This window comes from Parabacteroides sp. 20_3 (assembly GCF_964238835.1).
GTDB lineage: Bacteria > Bacteroidota > Bacteroidia > Bacteroidales > Tannerellaceae > Parabacteroides > Parabacteroides distasonis.
In genome coordinates this window covers 23,131-42,790 of sequence record NZ_CAXSNO010000003.1, presented here as the reverse complement: position 1 = coordinate 42,790, position 19,660 = coordinate 23,131, and the positions used below count along the sequence as shown (strand labels likewise).

Annotated in this window: 13 protein-coding genes; 8 read left to right on the top strand and 5 right to left on the bottom strand. The window is 47.1% G+C overall.

The features are described from left to right. The first annotated feature begins 4 nt into the window (after nucleotides 1–4). Nucleotides 5–511 carry a flavin reductase family protein gene (locus ACESPU_RS07160; protein WP_008778870.1) on the top strand — a complete coding sequence of 169 codons (507 nt, stop codon included), beginning with the start codon at nucleotides 5–7 and terminating at the stop codon, nucleotides 509–511. Between the two features lie 2 nt (nucleotides 512–513). On the opposite strand, the gene ACESPU_RS07155 is transcribed toward ACESPU_RS07160, so the two are convergent. The 3 genes from ACESPU_RS07155 to ACESPU_RS07145 all read right to left on the bottom strand — a co-directional run bounded on the left by ACESPU_RS07155 (nucleotide 514) and on the right by ACESPU_RS07145 (nucleotide 3,484). Next, the gene (locus ACESPU_RS07155) at nucleotides 514–1,278 is read right to left on the bottom strand and encodes an AAA family ATPase (protein ID WP_158532690.1); all 765 of its coding nucleotides are present in this window, start codon (nucleotides 1,276–1,278) and stop codon (nucleotides 514–516) included. Nucleotides 1,279–1,313: 35 nt separating this feature from the next. After that, on the bottom strand, nucleotides 1,314–2,042 hold the full coding sequence (locus ACESPU_RS07150; protein ID WP_122297806.1) for a helix-hairpin-helix domain-containing protein: 729 nt from the start codon (nucleotides 2,040–2,042) through the stop codon (nucleotides 1,314–1,316). Nucleotides 2,043–2,119: 77 nt separating this feature from the next. Continuing rightward, the gene (locus ACESPU_RS07145) at nucleotides 2,120–3,484 is read right to left on the bottom strand and encodes a sodium-dependent transporter (protein WP_122144398.1); all 1,365 of its coding nucleotides are present in this window, start codon (nucleotides 3,482–3,484) and stop codon (nucleotides 2,120–2,122) included. 118 nt (nucleotides 3,485–3,602) lie between these two features. Between ACESPU_RS07145 and ACESPU_RS07140 the strand changes: the two genes are divergently transcribed. The 7 genes from ACESPU_RS07140 (at nucleotide 3,603) to ACESPU_RS07110 (ending at nucleotide 18,252) form a co-directional block, all read left to right on the top strand. Beyond that, entirely contained in the window at nucleotides 3,603–4,562 is a 960-nt protein-coding gene (locus ACESPU_RS07140) for a site-specific integrase (RefSeq protein WP_122145556.1), read from the top strand. 610 nt (nucleotides 4,563–5,172) lie between these two features. Further along, entirely contained in the window at nucleotides 5,173–5,763 is a 591-nt protein-coding gene (locus ACESPU_RS07135) for a DUF3575 domain-containing protein (RefSeq protein ID WP_005863920.1), read from the top strand. 19 nt (nucleotides 5,764–5,782) lie between these two features. After that, nucleotides 5,783–7,252: a DUF3868 domain-containing protein gene (locus tag ACESPU_RS07130; RefSeq protein WP_270646190.1), complete on the top strand. Its 1,470-nt coding sequence runs from the start codon at nucleotides 5,783–5,785 to the stop codon at nucleotides 7,250–7,252. Nucleotides 7,253–7,315: 63 nt separating this feature from the next. Next, a complete protein-coding gene (locus tag ACESPU_RS07125; protein ID WP_373133226.1) occupies nucleotides 7,316–9,427 on the top strand; it encodes an Mfa1 fimbrilin C-terminal domain-containing protein in 2,112 nt (703 codons plus the stop codon). A 167-nt stretch (nucleotides 9,428–9,594) separates the two neighbouring features. Next, the gene (locus ACESPU_RS07120) at nucleotides 9,595–10,704 is read left to right on the top strand and encodes a FimB/Mfa2 family fimbrial subunit (RefSeq protein WP_373133225.1); all 1,110 of its coding nucleotides are present in this window, start codon (nucleotides 9,595–9,597) and stop codon (nucleotides 10,702–10,704) included. 24 nt (nucleotides 10,705–10,728) lie between these two features. After that, nucleotides 10,729–12,354, top strand: coding sequence for a hypothetical protein (locus ACESPU_RS07115; protein ID WP_192918730.1), 1,626 nt, complete (start codon nucleotides 10,729–10,731; stop codon nucleotides 12,352–12,354). A gap of 42 nt (nucleotides 12,355–12,396) precedes the next feature. Beyond that, complete coding sequence (locus ACESPU_RS07110) at nucleotides 12,397–18,252, top strand: hypothetical protein (RefSeq protein WP_373133224.1); 5,856 nt, start codon at nucleotides 12,397–12,399, stop codon at nucleotides 18,250–18,252. Here the strand turns inward: ACESPU_RS07110 and ACESPU_RS07105 are convergent. Together ACESPU_RS07105 and ACESPU_RS07100 are read right to left on the bottom strand one after the other, a co-directional pair. Next, the gene (locus ACESPU_RS07105) at nucleotides 18,246–18,905 is read right to left on the bottom strand and encodes an ABC transporter ATP-binding protein (protein ID WP_005863932.1); all 660 of its coding nucleotides are present in this window, start codon (nucleotides 18,903–18,905) and stop codon (nucleotides 18,246–18,248) included. The two genes, ACESPU_RS07110 and ACESPU_RS07105, sit on opposite strands and share 7 nt — an antisense overlap. After that, the gene (locus ACESPU_RS07100) at nucleotides 18,902–19,618 is read right to left on the bottom strand and encodes a ThiF family adenylyltransferase (protein ID WP_036611158.1); all 717 of its coding nucleotides are present in this window, start codon (nucleotides 19,616–19,618) and stop codon (nucleotides 18,902–18,904) included. Before ACESPU_RS07100 ends, ACESPU_RS07105 begins: the two co-directional genes overlap by 4 nt. Between the last annotated feature and the right edge of the window lie 42 nt (nucleotides 19,619–19,660).

The following is a 19,660-nucleotide window of genomic DNA, read 5'->3' as shown; positions in this document are numbered from 1 at the left end:
AGATATGAAAGCGATTAATCCGAATGAGATCAAAGACAACTTTATCGAGTTGATTGGTAAGGAGTGGATGCTGGTAAGCGCCGGTGATAAGGAGAAGTTTAATATGATGACTGCCAGTTGGGGCGGCGTGGGAGTGTTATGGAACCGTCCGGTGGTGTTTGCTTTTATTCGTCCGGAGCGTTATACCCGTGAGTTTATCGACGCTAAAAATGAGTTCACGATTACTTTCCTAGGACCGGAGCACCGGAAAGCCCATAGCATTTGTGGCTCTAAATCCGGCCGGGAGATTGATAAAGTGGCCGCTACGGGGTTGACACCGTTCTTTACGGAGGCTGGTAATCCTGTATTCGAGGAAGCTCGCCTTACGTTGGAATGCAAAGTGGTCTATAAGTCCGAGATCGAGGAGGCTAAGTTTTTAGATCCTAGCGTTTTCCCTCGTTGGTATGATGAGAAGAACGGCAATGCGCATATCGTTTACATTGCCGAGATCGTAAATGCTTGGGAGAAGTAATCTCACCCAAGCAGTTCTTTCATCATTTGCTCCGTATGCGTGAGGAAATATTTAGTGAGCTGGTAATGCTCTGTTTCCTCATACGGGGTGATGTGCGCTCCGGTATCATCGATGGCATAAATGTCCGCGTCCGGATAAGCCATCAAGATCGGGGAGTGCGTGGAGATAATCAGTTGGCAACCGTTATTCACCAGTTCATGGATACGCACCAAAAGGGCCAGCTGCCGTTGTGGGGAGAGTGCGGCTTCCGGCTCGTCTAATATAAATAATGTATTGCGGCTGGCATAATTCAGGAAAGCGCTGAGAAAGCTCTCGCCGTGCGATTGCTCCAATAAACTCCTGCCACCGTAAGCTTTATAGGCGTAGATCTTGCTGTACTTACGTAATTCCAGTTGGGCTTGCCTATCCAATTCGGCCGCATGGTTAAAAAAGGATTCTGCCCGGAAGAAGAAATGCTTTTCCGGTTTTCGGGTCTCGATCAGCTTAATATGCTCGGGTAAGACATTGGCGTAAATCTTGTAGGCCTCGGTTCCGTCATAGAGCATACCCGGTTCTTCCTCATCCCTCTCCTCATATTTACTCATCATCGCTTCCAGCAGAGTAGATTTTCCCGCCCCGTTTTCCCCAACAAGGAAAGTAACCGGCTTGCGGAAAATGAATGATTCCGTGAAACGTACCGCCGGAGCCTTATACGGGTATTTTAGTTCTTCGGGATTGCCGGCTACCAAGTCCGGGTCCAGTAATTTGACTTGCTTCAGATAGATCATACAGAATATGTTTTGTTACAAACATAGTGAAAATATCAATGGAATGAAAGATAATATCGTAATCGTTGTTGTTCATGCTCCGGAAACTCTTCCAATAGGGATAAATCCTCCCAACCTTGTAATTTCCCTTTTTTCCGGATCATTTTCTCGATGATCCTAGCTTGTTTATAACTGACATATGGGTGACTGGCCAGTTCTTTAGCTGACAGTTGGTTGACAAATAGATGACTTATAACTGACGGGTCCACGGAAAACCACGATTTCATCGCTTCATAGCGATCCTCGTCAATACCATATACTTCTCCTAGTTGTTCCACGGAATAAAATCCTCCTAGTAAGTCCCTGTATTTAATGATCCGCTTGGCAAAAACGCTACCAATTCCCGGAACCATTTTAAGGGCGGTGGTATCAGCCGAGTTTAATTCGACAACCGTTCCTTGCGGCCATTTTTCTGCTTGGGGATAAGAGGGAAAATGGGGCTTTGATTCCTTTCGGATGCGTTTGGATTTCCATTCGGAAGGGATTTTAGTTTCGTTCGAATGGGATTCTTTTTCTTTCCGAATGGAATTTGAAGGTGTTTTATTCGAATAGATCCGTGAGGAATCTTGTTTGATTCCGGTGTTTACCAATGGAACTGTTTGAAATTGGGAACGGTAGAAATCCGTCCCGATAATTGCGATCCATGCCATCGCTATTAAGGAAAGGAGTAGGGTAAGAGCCTGCCTTTCCCCCTTGGAGAAATAAAGTAAATCACGCCATTTCATAGTCTTATGTTTTGATTTGTGGAACTTCCACCGACAAAGGTAGAAGTTCCGTTTCTATTGACAAGGAATTCTCGGTATTATTTACCGGTAATCCATCTCAAGATCCCTAATTCGTTCAAGAATACGATACCGATGGCGATTGGGGCCACATATTTCATAAAGAATACGTAAGCGCCGAAAAGACGGAACTTAAGAGTCCCCTCATTGGTCAACTCGGCTTTCAATACTTTTTTATCGACACGTGTACCTACGAAAATACAAGTGAGCATACCTCCCAGCGGTAGCATGATCTTGGCGGTCAAGTAATCCAGCGCGTCGAAAAAGGCCAAGCCTCCAATCGTGAATCCTTTCATCACCCCGAATGAGAGTGAACTGAAAATACCTAAGAAAAAGACTCCTAAGGAAACGATCAAAGCCGCTTTCTTGCGTGTCATATGGAACTCCTCAAGAACGTAGGCCGTAGCTACCTCATGTAAAGAGATCGTGGAAGTCAGTGCCGCCATCGCTAGCAAGATATAAAAAATACAGGACCACAAGCCACTCAGCGGTAATTGCCCAAATACGTTCGGTAACGTGATAAACACGAGTTCCGCGCCAGCGGAAGGGGTGATGCCGAAACTGAATACCGCCGGGAATATCATGATACCGGCCAATACGGCGACAAGCGTATTAATGATTGTCACCTGCCAAGCGGTGGCCTGCATATTCGTATCTTTCCCGAAGTAAGAGGAGTAAGTGATCAAGCAGCCCATACCCAAACTCAAAGAGAAGAAAGCCTGTCCTAGTGCGCTCAAGACCACTGAGGAAGTCAATTTGCTAAAGTCTGGCTTGAAAAGGAAAAGCAATCCGGCCTCAGCGTTCGGTAAGGTCACGGAACGTACGCACATGATCAGCAAGATCAAGAATAAAAGCGGCATCATGATCTTAGAGGCCCGTTCGATACCTTTTTCTACACCCGAGACAATCACGAAGTGAGTCAACCCGATAAAAGCGCCCATCCAAAAGATCGGACGGAAGACATTGGAAGCGAAATCCTGAAAATCGGCCGTATAGTCTATATCCGGCTGTCCATACAAACGGCCACTTAGCGTTTGCCAAACATATTCAAGCGTCCAACCGGAGACGACCGAGTAATAACTTAAGATCAAAAACGCGGCCAAGATACCGTTGTACCCAATCCAGCACCATTTTGTACCGGGAGCCATTTTCTTGAAAGAACCCACCGTGTTGCTGCGGGAATGCCGGCCGATGAAAAACTCGGTTATCATTACCGGAATGCCCAAGAATATCATGAAAAGTATGTAGACCAGTAGGAAGGCCGCACCTCCGTTTGCTCCCAGCATATACGGGAAGCGCCATACGCTTCCCAATCCGACGGCGCATCCTACGGTAGCTAGTACTACGCCCAATTTACTACCGAATGTGACTCGATTGTTTGCCATATTATTTATTGTTGCTTTTATGCTTTTAATTGTTACCTATTTTCTTATTTTCAGGAGCAAAAGTAATAATTTGAATTAATTTGTTCGTGTAAAGTATAAATAATTTAGTGAAAGGAGTATGAAACGAGGACGTAAGAAAAAGTTAGCAATCTCATTGATGGATTATATGGGAAAACGAAGAGACATGAAACGGCAGTTAAAGAAAGAAGGGACAGCTGAGTTGTATGAGGTGGCCGTAAGGCATTTTTTAAGATTCGTGAAGAACCCGGGGTTCTGTTTGGCCGATTTGAATCGTGCGTTGGTGATAGATTTCATCACGTATCTTCAGGGAAAAGGATTAGCTACTAATACGGTAAATACGTATATCAGTAGTTTGCGGGCGCTTTATAATACGGCTTGCCAAGAGTCGTTGATTCCTGCGTCGTATTATCCGTTTGAGAATTTGAAACTCCGGCGTGCGATGACGGCGAGGCGTGCGATTCCTGCGTCTTTGTTTCAGCAAATTGCTCAGATCAAGGTGGCGGATGACCCGCAAGTGGAATTATCGATAGATCTTTCCCTATTCAGTTTTATGGCTTGCGGGATGCCTTTTGTGGATATAGCGTACTTGACGAGGCAGAATATCCGGGGAAATGAGTTGGTATATCACCGTCATAAGACAGGACGTATGATCCGGTTGGAGATAACCAGTAGTATGTTGCAATTGATCCGGAAATACGCGGATCGGCAGCGAGCGAGCGGATCACCGTATTTGTTCCCGATTCTTCCGCCCGGGAATCCGGACCATTTGAGGTATAAGCGTAGCTTGGCTCGGCATAATGCCCGGCTGAAACGGATTGGGCAAACTTTACGGTTACCGAATCCGTTTACGTCGTATGTTGTTCGCCATAGCTGGGCATCAGAAGCTTTACGTTGCGATATGCCGATGGCCTTGATCAGCCAGGCGTTGGGGCACTCGTCGGAGAAAACGACTCGTTTTTATCTGGAAGAATTGGATATATCACGTTTGGCTCATGCGAACATGAAGGTGATAGGCTCTGTAAATCGGATTCTTGAGAAAAGGATGGATGGTTTGTGAGCTTATTTATGGAATAAGGAGTTTTAGCGTTAAAATAGTAACTTCCTCCCTATTAGTTCACAAAAATACATAATAAATATTTTATTATCACAACTTTTCTGCATTAAAATTGTCAAGTTCTTTTCACCAAATAAGGAATTTAGGGGAAGCTATGTCTTTAAAATGAACCATATTCACCTTTATTGATTCACTCTCTCAACTAAAGAGGAATTTCTATACTCTACAAATTCCTCCTGAATATCAAAAACAAATAATACAATAAGCTCGTTTGGATAGGCCTATATGTAAGCCATTGATTGATAGCTGTATAGAAACACCATAATATTTATTGGATTTCATGTACGTGTTTTCCAAAAAACATGTACGTCTTTTCAGGAAAACATGTACATGTTTTTCTGAAACGTTCCGTGTGGTCTATTGATATACTATATAAACGACAATAAAATGTTGTTTAACGTTTATTCTCCGCTGACGTTTTTGAAACGCTAAACCTTATTCCATAAATAAGTCCACGGGCCATTCTTGCCGTTAGTTGATTTTAGGAAGTTGGGTCTTGAGGGGCAGAAGGGTGAGAAGATATAAGATTAACAACCATAATGAATAAGAAAGAATGAAGAAGACGATTTTCATGCTATTCTTGTTGGCAGTCCCGTTTCTTTCGAGAGCGCAGGGGGTGCCGGTCGAAGGGAAAGGCTCCATGATTGGGATCAAGAGCAATATTCCTTATTGGGCTACTGCCACGTTTAATTTGGGGGCTGAAGTTTATCTCGCCCGTCATTGGACACTTGAGTTGGAGGCAGGCTTGAATCCGTTCAGCGGCAAGAACGATGATGGGAGTTATGGCCGCTCACTGAAGCATTTGCGTCTGCACCCGGAGTTGAGGTATTGGTTTTGCGAGACGTTTAACGGCCATTTCCTCGGCGTGCATACTCCGTACCTATTATATAATGTAGCCGATATCAAATGGCTGGGTACAGAGGGCGAGCGTCACCAGGGATGGGGCGCGGGAGCCGGTATCAGTTATGGATACTCGTGGCTGCTGTCTCGCCATTGGAACTTGGAGGCCACGGTGGGCGTGGGCTATCTGTACTTGAAGTCGGACAAGTATCCCTGCGCGAATTGCGGCCGCAAGCAAGAAGGGATCAAGAAGCATTACTTCGGGCCTACGCAGGCGGCGATCAATCTCATTTACCAATTTTAAATCGATGGAGGACTGAAAAATGAAGAATCTACAAGGATGGATGATACTTGGGATCGCTTGTTTGGCCGGTTGTGTGGGTACTACGATTCCCGTACAGGCGCAGCAGACGGCTACCGCCATCGTCGTGAAGGAGCGGTTGGTGGAGCATGTGGGCGATCGCTTGATAATTGATATGAAACTAGCGTTGGACGAGTTGTCGCTACCGGCCAACCGGAGTTTGGTCTGTACGCCGCTGATCGAGCGGGGCGATAGCGTAAGGGCTTTGCCTCCCGTGATCGTGAACGGGCGTAACCGCCAGATCCAGTACGACCGGTCCGGGCGCGACGCGACGGCGAACGGGGGGTGTGTCTTACGCCGTTACAATGGGAAGGAACAGACGTTCGATTACTATGCCTCCATTCCTTTCGTCAAGTGGATGGAGCGTTCGGAGGTGTCGCTGGTAACCGATTTTTGCGGTTGCGGCTGGGAGGCGTTGAGTAATGATAAGTCGCCGCTTTTCCCGATCCGAATTGCGGAGCCTGTGGTATTGCAGCCGCTTTTGGCCTACGTCACGCCGGAGGCGGAACGTGTGAAAGAGCGTGTGAAGGAAGGAAGTGCCTTCCTCGACTTCCCGGTAAACCGCACGGAGATATATCCCGAGTATCGCGACAATCCCTCGGAGTTACGCAAGATCCTTGAGACCGTGTCGTCGGTGAAGGAGGATCCTTACGCTACCATCACGGAGGTATATATCAAGGGTTTCGCATCGCCCGAAGGTACCTATAAGCATAACACTTATTTGGCCGAGCATCGCGCCAAGGCGTTGATCGAATATGTGAAGGGCCTTTACCACTTTGAGCAGGCCCATTTCACAGTGGATTTCGAGCCGGAGGACTGGGCCGGATTGGAGAAACGGGTGGAGAACTCCTCGCTTGCGGACAAGGAGGAGCTGCTGGCCATCATCCGTGCGGACGAACCGAAGGATTACGACCGCCGCGAGGCGAAGCTGAAGGCGTTGAACGGGGGGGCCTCGTATCGGGTGCTCTTGCGCGATATTTATCCAGCCTTGCGCCATTCGGATTACGCGGTGCGCTACACGATCCGTTCGTTTACGGTGGAGGAGGCCCGTGAGCTGATCTATTCGGACCCTAGGCAGTTGAGTCTAAATGAGATGTTTCAGGTGGCGCAGACGATGGAACCGGGTAGCGACACTTACCGCGAGGTGTTCGAGATTGCCGTGCGTATGTATCCGGACGATCCGGTGTCGAACCTGAACGCCGCCCTTACGGCGATCGACGCAGGTCGCTTGGAATCGGCCCGTCGTTATTTGGCGAAGACTTCCGATTCCGCGGAGCGTACCTTGGCGGAGGCGGCCATCGCTATGCTGGAGAACCGGTTGGACGAGGCGGAGGCTCTACTGGGTAAGTTGTCCGACGATCCTTCCGTAGCCTCGCAGGTGGAGGAGAACTTGAGGCAGATCGCCGCGAAGCGGGAGGAACTGGCTGATTGATGGCGAGAGTCGTGATCGCAGGATGATAATAATGAGTGTCAAATATAAAAACGGATGAGAAACATGAAAAAGAATTATTTATTAAGCGCGGCCGCCGCTTTCTTGCTGGCGGTTACGGGTTGCTCCGATGATATCGAAAACGGAGGCAATTCCGGTGGTGAGGACGATGGCGGCAAAGTCTATATGACAGTGAACGTCTCCACGGTGTCGAAGGGGGCATTGACGAAGGCGGGAGGAACTCCTTCTAATCCTAATGACGGTGGTGCCGGATGGGGCGAGGACGGCAACGGTTTCTTGGAAGAGTTCGATGGCGCTAATGAGGGTAAGGTGTATGATGTTAATATCTTCTTGGTGAAATATGACGGTAATACATTTGGCACTAACCCCTTGGACTTCTTTAATGATGACGCAAATAAAAATTTAGAGATTGCCGGACAGGGTTGGTATGAATCTAAGACCGGTATTGATCCGAGTGGAGGTGGCGAGCCTAATCATGACAGTGCCGGAAAAGTGACGATGAAGGTGACGATGAATGAGGAGCTGACAACAGAAGGACATACGTATCAAGTCTTTACAGTAGTTAATGCCGGAAATAGAATAGAGGGTATTACTACTTTGGGTGACTTACGAGACAGAGTAACTTTAAAGGATTTATGGACTGGCACTAATCAGGTTTCGAAAGCGGATCACTTCATTATGTCTACGCACAAGATGAAAGGCGTAGATGGCATAGGGAATTCGCTTGTTCGCATTTCCGTGGAAAATACAGATGAGACGAAACCGGCGACAACAACCGTATTCGTGGAGCGTATGGCCGCACGTATCGACTTGGGATATGCTGCTGTATTAGAGACAGATAAAATACTCGAAAGCTCTCCGGTAAAGAATAAAGGCTCATTCAAATTGACGGGTTACAAAGTCGTGAACCAATGGAAGGGTAACTGCTACGTGTTTAAGCAGGTCTCTCCTAAAGCGACAAAGAACTTTGGCGAAGGGTCAAGTTTAACGGATGCGATGGTTGGAAGTTATACTAAAAGTGGTAATGACTTTAAATATTTGGGTGATGAAGTATGGTCTATGACGGTGCTAAATAATGCGGATGGCTCTTATAATTATGTGCTGGATCCGTCGATCAACCGAAAAAAGGTACCTATGAATGAAGGCGATGATCCTTGGACTCAATTCGAGGACTCTTATATCAACTATTTTAATCCGGAAAACAAAGACTTAAATAGGGTTGAGAATATGGCTAAGATTCCTGATGCTAATACTGAAGCTTTTTATAAAGGATTGAATGATAGAATATATTACCCCGTCGTGTACACCAAGGAGAACACGTTGGATCGTGAGGCGCAAGTAAATGGTTATTCTACCGGCGTTATTTTCGAGTCTGAGTTTATGCCAGATAGTGATAATTTTAAAGTCAGTTTCTATAATCAAGAAACGGGTTCTATTGAGTCTGTTCCTTTAGATGACAATAAAACATTCCTTTTGGCAGTCCATAAGAACGGTGAGGGTGCGACTGTCCGTTCTGTCTATAAAGATCTTCCGTCTGTTGCCGCTTGCGCATTTAATTTGGAAGAGGGTTCGAATCCTAATTTATTGAAAGGCTTAATGAATGGCTGGGATGGGGTAACATTACCGAATTTTGCTGATGTACAAAAGGCGATTAATTCCATGTCTGATCAGAACGGATTTGAGATCGCGTTTAAGAAATATCTTAGTGACATGATTAAGGGCGAAACAAACTGGAAGGAAGAGCTAATAACGTTCCTATGCTATACTGAATTTAGAAAGAAACAAAATGAGAATGGCGGTGGTCATCTCCCTGATACCTACACTGATCCGAATGATTTCACCCCGGATCAGATCGGTAATTTGTACCAATTCTACAACGTTTCCTTATACAAAGGCGGAAAGAGCTATTACAAGTTCTGGATCCGTCATAACGATAACGGGAACGATGGTATGATGGGCGTGATGGAGTTCTGTATCGTGCGTAACAACGTGTACCAATTGTACGTGACGGGTGTGCGTGGCTTAGGTGACCCGCTGCCTTACACGCCGGGTAAGGATACGCCGGACAAACCGGATGAGACGGATGATGTTACCATCGACGTCACCATCTACGTGAAAGATTGGGTGAAACGTACGAACAAAGACATCATTATTTAACCCTACCCCTCCGGGGGATTCCTACGATGGGCATTGTAAGCTTCTTACGATGCCCATCCAAGCCACCTTACGATGCCCATCATAAGAACCTTATAATGGGCATCATGGTTTACCTCCATCCCCGGTAGTACGGGCGGAGGATTACTGTGTATCTTAATAAAATGATTATGAACCGTTTATTTCATACCTGCAAACAGTTGATTGGCGTAGCTGCCTTGTCCGTGGGGCTATACGCTTGCGATTGGATACACGACGACTCGCTGCCGCTTTGCGAGTTCCGGCTGTATTTCAAGTACGACTATAATATGAAATTCGCCGACGCTTTCCAGCATGAGGTAGACTTCGTTACGCTCTTCTTCTGCGACCAAGAAGGGAACTTCCTCTTCCAGCGGCGGATCGAGAAGAGCGAGCTGGACGAGCGGAACTCCATCGCCCTCGACATGGAGCCGGGTACCTATCAGGTAGTCTCTTGGGCCGGGCTGGACAAGGGCAGTTACGCGTGGAACGATCCCGCCGAGGCGTCGCGGGCTGTCGAGAGGGCGCAAGACGTCAAGGTACGTACCTTGCGTGAGGACGATACGACACAACCCAACGAGCTGCACCCGCTTTGGCATAGCCTCGATACCTTCACCGTGACGCGCGACATGCCCGAGGAGAAGGTGATCAGCCTCGCCAAGAATACCAACAAGCTACGTGTCGTGCTGCAAAACGTGATGGGGGAGGACATGGACGTGAATAACTTCTCCTTCCGGATCGTGGCCGACAACGGGTATATGGATTACGACAATTCCCTGCTGCAAGATCCCACCATCCACTACCTGCCTTATTATACGGAGAACGTGGAGCTGGGAGCCGACCCGACTCCCGGCGCTACCGTGGGCGGGCAATACGTGGCCGTGGCCGAGATGAACACCATGCGCCTGATGGCGGGTCGCAACTACCGCCTCATCATCCGTCACCACGGATGGGAGAAGGATGTGCTGAACGTGAACCTCAACGATTACCTCCTTCTCACCAAGATGGAGGGGCACCGTATCTCCCCGCAGGAGTATCTGGACCGGCAGGATGAGTACTCGATCATCTTCTTCCTTACGCCGAAGGTATGCCCCGATTGCCCGGATAAGCCTACGCCTCCGGATCCGCCGGGACCTGACAATCCTGACAACCCGGATAATCCCGATGGGCCTGATCCGGAAGACCCTACGATCGTAGGGTACGCCTGCTTCAAGATACAGGTGAAAGACTGGGTGATCCGTATCAACGATGGTATATTGTAAACTGAGATTTATTAAATAGCGCGAATGATGAGACGTTATACCCTATATAACCAATTGATGGCGGTCGCCGCCGGTCTTTGCCTCTGCTGGCTCTGCGTAGCCTGCGGCGAAGACCGGGGGGGCGATCTCCCCAACGATGACCCGAACAGTTGTGTCGTGACCATCACCCTGCGGACTTCCCGCTCGGCACGACCGCCGCAAACGAAAGCCGGCGAGATGATGACGAAGGCGGATTTTTGGGAAGAGGAAGAGGATCAATACGAGCGAGACATCACGGACTGGCTGGTGGTGGCGTATGATGATGAGAACGTTGAATTGGCCGGATATACATCTAGCAATGGTACGTGGACGCCGGGTATCAATAATCCTGATTCTCGTACGGAGGTAGAGATGAAGTTGCCTCTCGGCAAATACTCTTTTTATGCGTTCGCCAATTTGCAGTCGCTGGAAGATGGTACATCGTTGTATCAAAAAATTACCGGGGCACATTCCTTGGCGGAACTGTCGGAGGTGAAGATATTGGACTCGGGAACGAGTATCGATACAAGGAATGAGGAGAAAAAGGGTAAATTCGGAGGCGAGGAAGCGTCTCGAAAGCGCATCCCTATGAGCAGTTACGCCCAAAAGCATACGGTATTGCCCGTTCCGGCAGAGAACAAATTCGAGATTCCCTTGATCCGCATGATCGGCAAGGTGCAAGTGGAGATAACCAATAACTTAGATAAATCCATAACCGTAAACCGATTGGACATCATGAACCTCCGCAAGGGAAGCCTGCCGATTTGGCTCTTGCCTTGGGGAAATGAGAATTATTTGGAGTTTAAGGATGACAAGGACTTGGAAGAGCCTTTGGTTCCATCTTTTCCGAAAGATGCGAATCCTTCTGTAGTAAGTCTAGAGGATCTTTATACTGAATCTATCAAACCCGGTGATAATGAAAAAGAAATACAAGCCAAACCTGTGGACGGCGAGAACGGTAGTAAACGAGCTTATATTCGCTACATTCCTGAAACCAATGCGGCCGTCGGAGAGAACGGCGGTGGCATCCACCTCGGTGTAGAGATCGAAGGCCGCCCTCGTACGGAGCACCTCACGGGCTTCGACTTCGTACGCCGCAATGACCTGCTGGTCATCCCTGTCTTGATAACCAACATCACGACGAAATTGGAAGTAGCCGAGCAACGCCTCCCCATCGGGGTCTACCCGACCGCCTTGGTCTATGGTGAGAAGACGGGCGTGCAGATACTGACGCCTGTTGAGCATACCCTGCAAGCCGCCGGTGACTTGTCGATCCGTTTCGAGATATCTAGGATAGAAGGCGTGACAGGAGATTTCACGATCAAAGGTCTCCCGCAGGATGAAACAGTCCCGGAAACGGTGAAATTTAGTTCGATCCAAGTGAAAGATGATGATAAGCACCTTATTACGGCCGTAAATGGAGAGGATTGTGACAAGAAACAGCGTTTCTACCTTCCCGAGGCTTCGGTCAAGGAAGGAAAGAAAGGCTCCTTCACGATCCATACCCAAGAACTGGGTGGAAAAGCGGAGGCCACGGTCATCCTCACGCTCATTATAAACTATTACGTGGATCAGGAGAAGCAAGAGATGCAAATCCCTTATACCATCAAGATAAGAAATTACAAACAATAACCATAATATAGTAACTAAAACTAAGAAAGGAGGACCCGACGGATGAAACCATCAATCAACCTACGATATAAATCCTTGTTATTAACTTGCTTGTTGATCTTGTCTGTTAGTGCGGTTGCGCCGGCGCAGATTACAAAAATAGAATATAAATTTGGCAAACGTCAAGTTGTTTCGGAGCGTGTGGATACGGTGTATTTTCAGAAAGGCAAAGAGAAACAGTTGTTTATACCCGAGCTGAGAAACAATGATGGAAGTACTGATCAAAATTATCGTTGGTATGTCCGTTGGTATCGATTTGATGAAAATGGGAATTTGACTAGCAAGGGTATAACAGGAAAAGATATAAATCCTATGACGGATGGTTCTTATGTAGATGGAGGTTCATTAAGTAATCAGCTTTATAGGACATCATTACGAAAGATTGATACTTCTCTGTTTTGGTATAAAGGATTTTTTAATAAAGATGCTGGTAATTATGCGACAGGAGCTTCTACTGTCGTATATGATATGGATGTAGTGGCAGAGGATAGTGTTTTTTGCGATGTGAGCTTGAATGCGGATGATTATAAAATAAGCGCAGATGGTAGAACATTTACCGAACCTGAACTTTCAGTACGTTATAAGTTTATAATTCGGCCTGCATCTGAAATTGCGGAACGGATTAAAACTTCCGGTGCTAATATCCTTGATAAACCTTTTATCGAAGAAAATTTGTATGTTTCAGAGGATGCGAGAAATGTCAATGTGCAAATAGGTATGACCGCTAATAACTATGCCTGGTATACAGACGGAGAGCTCATTGTGGGGGAGAAGTATAAATATGCTATAGATGGGACTGTAAAAGAGTTGAATCGTTGGAAAACAATGGTAGACAGTTTATCTTTTACTAAAGATACTACGAAGTTGACGATTTGGGCGGTTGATTCATTAGAGAATCAGAGTCCCTTGATTTATCGGTATAATATTATTAAGCAGAAGGGTGCCGGTTTTATGTTGGAAAAAGATCCGGAAAGGTCGAAGTATCCAGCGCGAAATCCGGACGATAATCAGGAACTTTATGAGTTGATAGGTTATATAAACTTCGACCGAAAAGATTCGATAACGATTGAAGAGTTAAAGGCCGAACCTCTGAGAAATATATCAAATATTGGTTTCCCTACTGAAGAAAACACTGCAGGATATTGGTTAGAGCGGGACATGACAGGTTATGCGCCTTATAATTATAAAATACAAAAAGCATATGGTAAATGGGGGGGGGATCCTCGTTTTCAAACACTTCAAAACCAATATGGATTGTTCCGTACAGCAAATGTTAAAGGTATATCCAAACAGAAAGAAGTCTTCTATGATGACCGACAAAATTTTTGGTTTTTTGCTAATAGTGGTGTGGATAAAGAAGTATATGATCGAACCTATTATAATACAAAAGGTAAAAAATTAGGATATTTCTATTATGTGGATGCTGCGAACTTGCCGGGACGTTTGGTTAAAATCCCGTTAGATCAGGGAACTATCTGTGCGAATACGGGACTTTTAGTGAACTTTTGGGTGAATGATATGACAGGTAAAGGTACAGCGAATCTTCCTCCTAATATTAATCTGTTTTTTATTGGGAGAAAGGAGGATGGTAAAGAGGATATTTTGCATCGCTTTACTTCCGGTGATGCGATAGATGGAGATGACTGTCTCGGTGAATGGCAACAGTTAGTTTATACTTTCTCTTTAGTACAAAATATTAGTGTATATAAAGAGTTTTATCTGGAGGTACAAAACAACACAATCCATGCTAACGGCGCGGATTACGCTATCGACGGCTTGCGTATCTACCGTACCAAGCCCAAGATCGACGTAAAGCGAGTAGACGTGTGCTCTTCTGCCAACTTGACCGTTGCCACGGATTACGAACTTCTGCTCAAGAATATGGGTTGGAGCATTAATCCGGATGTATTGTCCGATCTGAATATGGGGAATAAAATAACGGAAGATTCAAAGCATATATGGAAATACCGCTATGGTTTGATGGGTGGAGATCCAAAGGAAAGGGAAAGTCATCTTAATCCTACGATCGGCAACGTTTATATTGGAGCTACCGATAAAAGGGAAACCGGAGCTATAGATAAACCATACGATTGGATTACATTGAATACGGATTTGAAGGACTATAAGAATGAGAACTATAACAACCGAAGCAAAGTGTATCGTATTATCGTTCCGACTAAAGATGGGTTAAAGCATCAAGGATTTGAGGATCTGACAAATTATGAAACTGCGATGCGACGACAAATTGTCGTAAACCTGCGTATGATCAATGATTTCTTATATGATGCAGCTGAGCAAGGAGTTTGGGATAAGGACATAGAAGAGGGTGCCCAAAAAACAAATGGGGATCCGTTCCCGAAAGATGAGTATATCGCATATTTGAAACAAAATTTAGGAAAGCTTTGTGGTAAATCAGACTCAGAATGGGACTATAACATTCCTGATCCGCAAACAATAGGGGACCAGATAGATAGAATAATGAATGGATATGACGATATATACGAAGAACTGATACGAGCCGTTTGTTCGGTAATGGGTATTTCTCGTCCTCGTGTGCCTTGGTGGGATGGGGAAGATTCAAACATCATCCATTTAAGTGCCATTGATGTGGACAAGACTGAGTTGAGATATAAAGGTGAGAGACCTTACGGAAGCGGGACGAAGGTAGAGCCTGCCTCCGGTAAGTATGATGTGGTAATCTTTAGTGCGGCCGCGACAGTTACTAGCGATAAAGTCGTGGATTTCCCGAATGCCTATGCGGGAAGTAGTTTCCAAGATCCTTGCTTGCTGACCACCCCTTTCACCGTACTCCCTTCCTTCACGGTCGTAGCGAATACCAAAAGTGATTTGCCGGAGGGCATGATTGCTTGCGAGGGACGGATCAGTCAGATTGAGGAAGCGACCGTATGGGTTGAAGAGTTAGATGATAACCAAAATCCGACAGGGGAACTGAATAAGTTTAAAGAGATAGAAGCTTTCAAGGATTATTCATATACGTTCGATTGGTTCTTGGGCGACTCGCTGGAATTTGCGTCGTTCAATGAGAGGTATGGGGAATCATTAGATGGGATATTGAGGTCTTATAGAGATCAACTTCTTGATGACAAGAAAGCCTTGTCTTTCCCGGCGGAAGCTTTGATTGAGTATTGTGAAGACAAATATACGGATCAGCGTTTAATTAAGGAATTGAAGACATTGCTCTTAGGTGATGTGGACACAGAGCCAAAATTAGTGATTGGCGGGAAGTTTGGATATGCGGAATTCCGTTGGGTAAAAAAAGTGGTAGCGATTCCTTATCTGCCAGAGAAAATTATTGAAGGCAATCGACGCGAGTGGCTTTTCTGCGAACAACCTCAGGAAAAAACATTGGAAGCCGCTCCCGCCCCGACATTGTTAGCCGGCTTTCCGGATGTGGAGTACCCGAAAGATATGGAGCATTATCCCAATGTGCCCCTGCGTATCGGCTTGCCGAATATCGTGGAGGGAAGCATAACCAATATTCCTATTCAAGGAAGAGGCTTGACAATGGGTATGGAAGGATCTGACCAATTGGGTAAACCTAACGGTAACGCTACGACTATATTCTTGCGGCAAGGACAGACTTATATAGAGGTAGGTAATTTGACGGCTTTGTCTGCGAAAGCTGAAACTGAAACTGATAATGGCGGCGGGTTATTCTCGATGACCTTTGAGGAGGGTGCCTATGAAAAATTCGCTGAAGGGCAAATCTATTCACTTTATATTCCATTCGGTGAATATAAGAACGGAACTTTCGTAGAAGGCTCTTGCGAGGGATATGCTACCTTACTTATCAAGATCGTACCGGAATACTTGACGTGGAAAGGCCCGAATGCCGAAGTATGGTATAATGACGGAAACTGGCATCAGTCTACGAAAGGGGAATTGTATATAGATCCAAACGGAACAAACAATGCGGATGCCAACGGCAATGATGCAGACTTGACCGCCGCCTTCGCCCCGCTTCATTTCACCCGTATCACGATCCCGGAAGGGCAGACGCTGGAATTGGAAGGCTTGAAGACGAAAGATCATTTGTTACAGATTCCCGAAGCGAACTCATCAAAGGCTACCAAGTATATCCAATATGATATGGCGGTAGACAAAGACGGAGATAGTACGATCGTAACCCCGTACTATATAAATAAGGTAAAGGCCATCTATTTCAAACCCGAGGCGCAGTTACGCCGTCAGCAATTCCTGACGTACGACACCGCCCGTGTGGAATTCGAGATGACACCTGATGCGAAGTATTGGATGGCATCGCCTTTGCAAAGTGTATTCGCCGGTGATATGTACACCGTAAAGAACACGGGCCGACAGAATACCTACGCCTTCGCTGATATCAAATACAACACGGCCAACAACGACCGCCAAGCCCCTGCCTTCTACCAGAAAGCCTGGGACAAGGCGATCACGATGTACGTGCCGAAGAGTGAGGTCGATCCGGTAGATCCGAATCTTAATAAGAATCCCAATCTGATTTTGGGGAACGATGAATTAGACAAGAAGAATTACGAGATAGTCCAATCCAATTGGAGCCGTGAATACAATGATGTGAACGTCCCCTACGCTTTGGGAAAGGGATTCTATGCCAGCGTAGAAAAGAAGAATGCGACCGGCTTGGGCGAGAAAGTATTGGTACGCTTACCGAAAGCGGATACGGGGTACAAATACGAGCCATTGACAAAAGCCATGACCAAAGCCCCGACTTTAGCGGAACGGATCAATGCCGGCAAGCTGGCGGATAACGAGCCTATCGAGATGGTATTGACAGATGCGAATGGAACGGAAGAATGGTGGAATACGGATAATGGAACCGTCCGTGTCATTGCTGATGGCGACGGTGAGCACTTCCTGTTGGGTAATCCGTATATGTATCCGTTGGATATCGTTCGTTTCTTGAAAGAGAATGAGACTATCTTAGCGCAAAAATATTGGACATTGGATACGAAGATTGGAGAGGGTCTTGTTGTCGGTACGCCTGATGTGGCATGGGAAAATGGAGATACTGATGCTACTTCCAGAGCCGTTATCGCCCCTATGCAGGCCTTCTTTGTAGAGCTGAAAGATGCGGCCAAAACGAAAGCGGAAGGTACGACAACCGGTGCCGATCTGAAGGTCGTTCATTTCGATCCCTCCATGATGCAAGGAGAGCCGGAGAAGGTCTCTTCTTCCTTGCGTACCGCTACGGCCAAGAACCCGGTCTTGAGGCTGACAGCGGAGCGAGATGCATATCGCAGCACGGCCTTGCTGACGCGGCAGGATGATGCTACGAACAGCTATGAGGCAGATAAGGATGCCGTAATCTTGCTGGATACGGAACTGGAGGAGATCCCGCAGGTGTACACTATTGCCGGGACTCGTGCCGTGGGCGTGAACGTAGCACGACGAATCGACCAAGTGCCCCTTGGCGTATATGCCGGCGAGGGTAAGGGCGAGGTTACACTGACGATAGAGGGTATCGGCGATTGGGCGGAGACGCTTTACCTGTACGATGCCGTAACTCATAAAAGTACGGAGTTGTCGGACGATACGTATACCTTGCGTTTGGACGGCAGCAGCCATGGACGTTATTTCCTAAGTGCGGGCTCGCCTACTGGTAATGAGGGGGTAGGCGGTGCGGAATCTATCTCTGTCTATTCCGCCGTATCGGGTAGGGTAGTGGCCAGTGCTAGCGAGGCGTTGAAGCGGATACAAGTGTTTACACCGATGGGTCGTTTGGTACGTACCTTATATCCCGCTCGTCCGACTTATACGTTCGATCTCCCGGGAGGCATCTACATTATCCGTACGGAGATCGCCCACGATCAGAAGACGGTGAAGCTGCGGGTTCAATAAGCAGCTTCTACCACTCCATCTCTAATATGGATTACACGGTCTGTATTTGTAGCCAGTTGTTCGTCATGCGTCACGATGACGAACGTCTGGTTCATCTGGTCTCTTAACTCGAAAAAGAGGGCGTGCAATTCTTCCTTGTTCTTGGTATCGAGACTTCCGGAAGGTTCGTCGGCTAGGATAACCGCCGGATTGTTGATAAGCGCACGGGCTACCGCTACCCGTTGCTTCTCTCCGCCGGATAGCTCGGCAGGCTTGTGTGCCATGCGATCGGAGAGTTTCAGGAAGTCCAGCATCTCTTTCGCTCGCTTCTCGGCCACGGCCGATTTCTCCTTGGCGATCAGTGCCGGGATCATCACGTTCTCCAAGGCCGTGAACTCCGGCAATAATTGATGGAACTGGAAGACGAAGCCGATATTCCGGTTGCGGAAAGCCGCCAATTCCTTATCGCCCAATCGTCTTGTCTCCGTGCCATTGATAACCAGCCGCCCGCTATCCGGTGCGTCGAGCGTGCCGATGATTTGCAACAAGGTTGTCTTACCCGCCCCGCTAGGGCCTACGATAGCGACAACCTCGCCCTTGTTTATCGTGAGGTCGATGCCTTTCAATACTTGTAAGGCTCCGAAACTTTTCGTTATTCCTTCGGTTTGTATCATATCAAGTTTCTTAGGACGTGCGAGGCAAGGAAACAACCGAACGTGGCCGGCATATAAGAGACCGTTCCCGTGGTCGTACGTTTACATGTTTCGTTTTCAACTTCGATCACGGCGTCCGGATCGGCGAACTCGGTGGAAAATACGACGGGAATCCCCTTGCTTACGCCTAGAGGACGCAACCGTTTCCGCACCGCTTTCGCAAGGGCGCAATTGATTGTCTTGGAGATATCCGCAATCCGTACCAAGGACGGGTCTACCTTAGCGCCCGCCCCCATGGAGGACACGATGGGTATCTTATGGATATAAGCCTGGTACATGAGGAATACTTTGGGACTTAGGGAATCGATGGCATCTACCACGAAATCGAGAGGGGCCGATAGGAGTACCTCCTCCGTCCGTTCGTCTCGCAGGAATTCATTTAGGACGGTTAGTTGCAACTGGGGATTGATATCGAGCAAACGCTTGGCTACGACCTCGGCTTTCGGCATCCCTAGGGTGGAATGAAGGGCGGGCAATTGGCGGTTGATATTACTCTCGTTTACCGTATCGGCGTCTATGATTGTCATCTTTCCTACTCCGGCCCGGCAAATCTGCTCGGCGGCATAAGCTCCCACACCTCCTAACCCAACTACCAATACATGGCTACGGGATAAGCGCTCCATACGCTCGGCTCCAAACAAAAGTTCCGTCCGTGTATTCCAATTGTAACTCATTTATATACTTTTGAGGACAAAAGTAATCAATTGTTCCGGTTC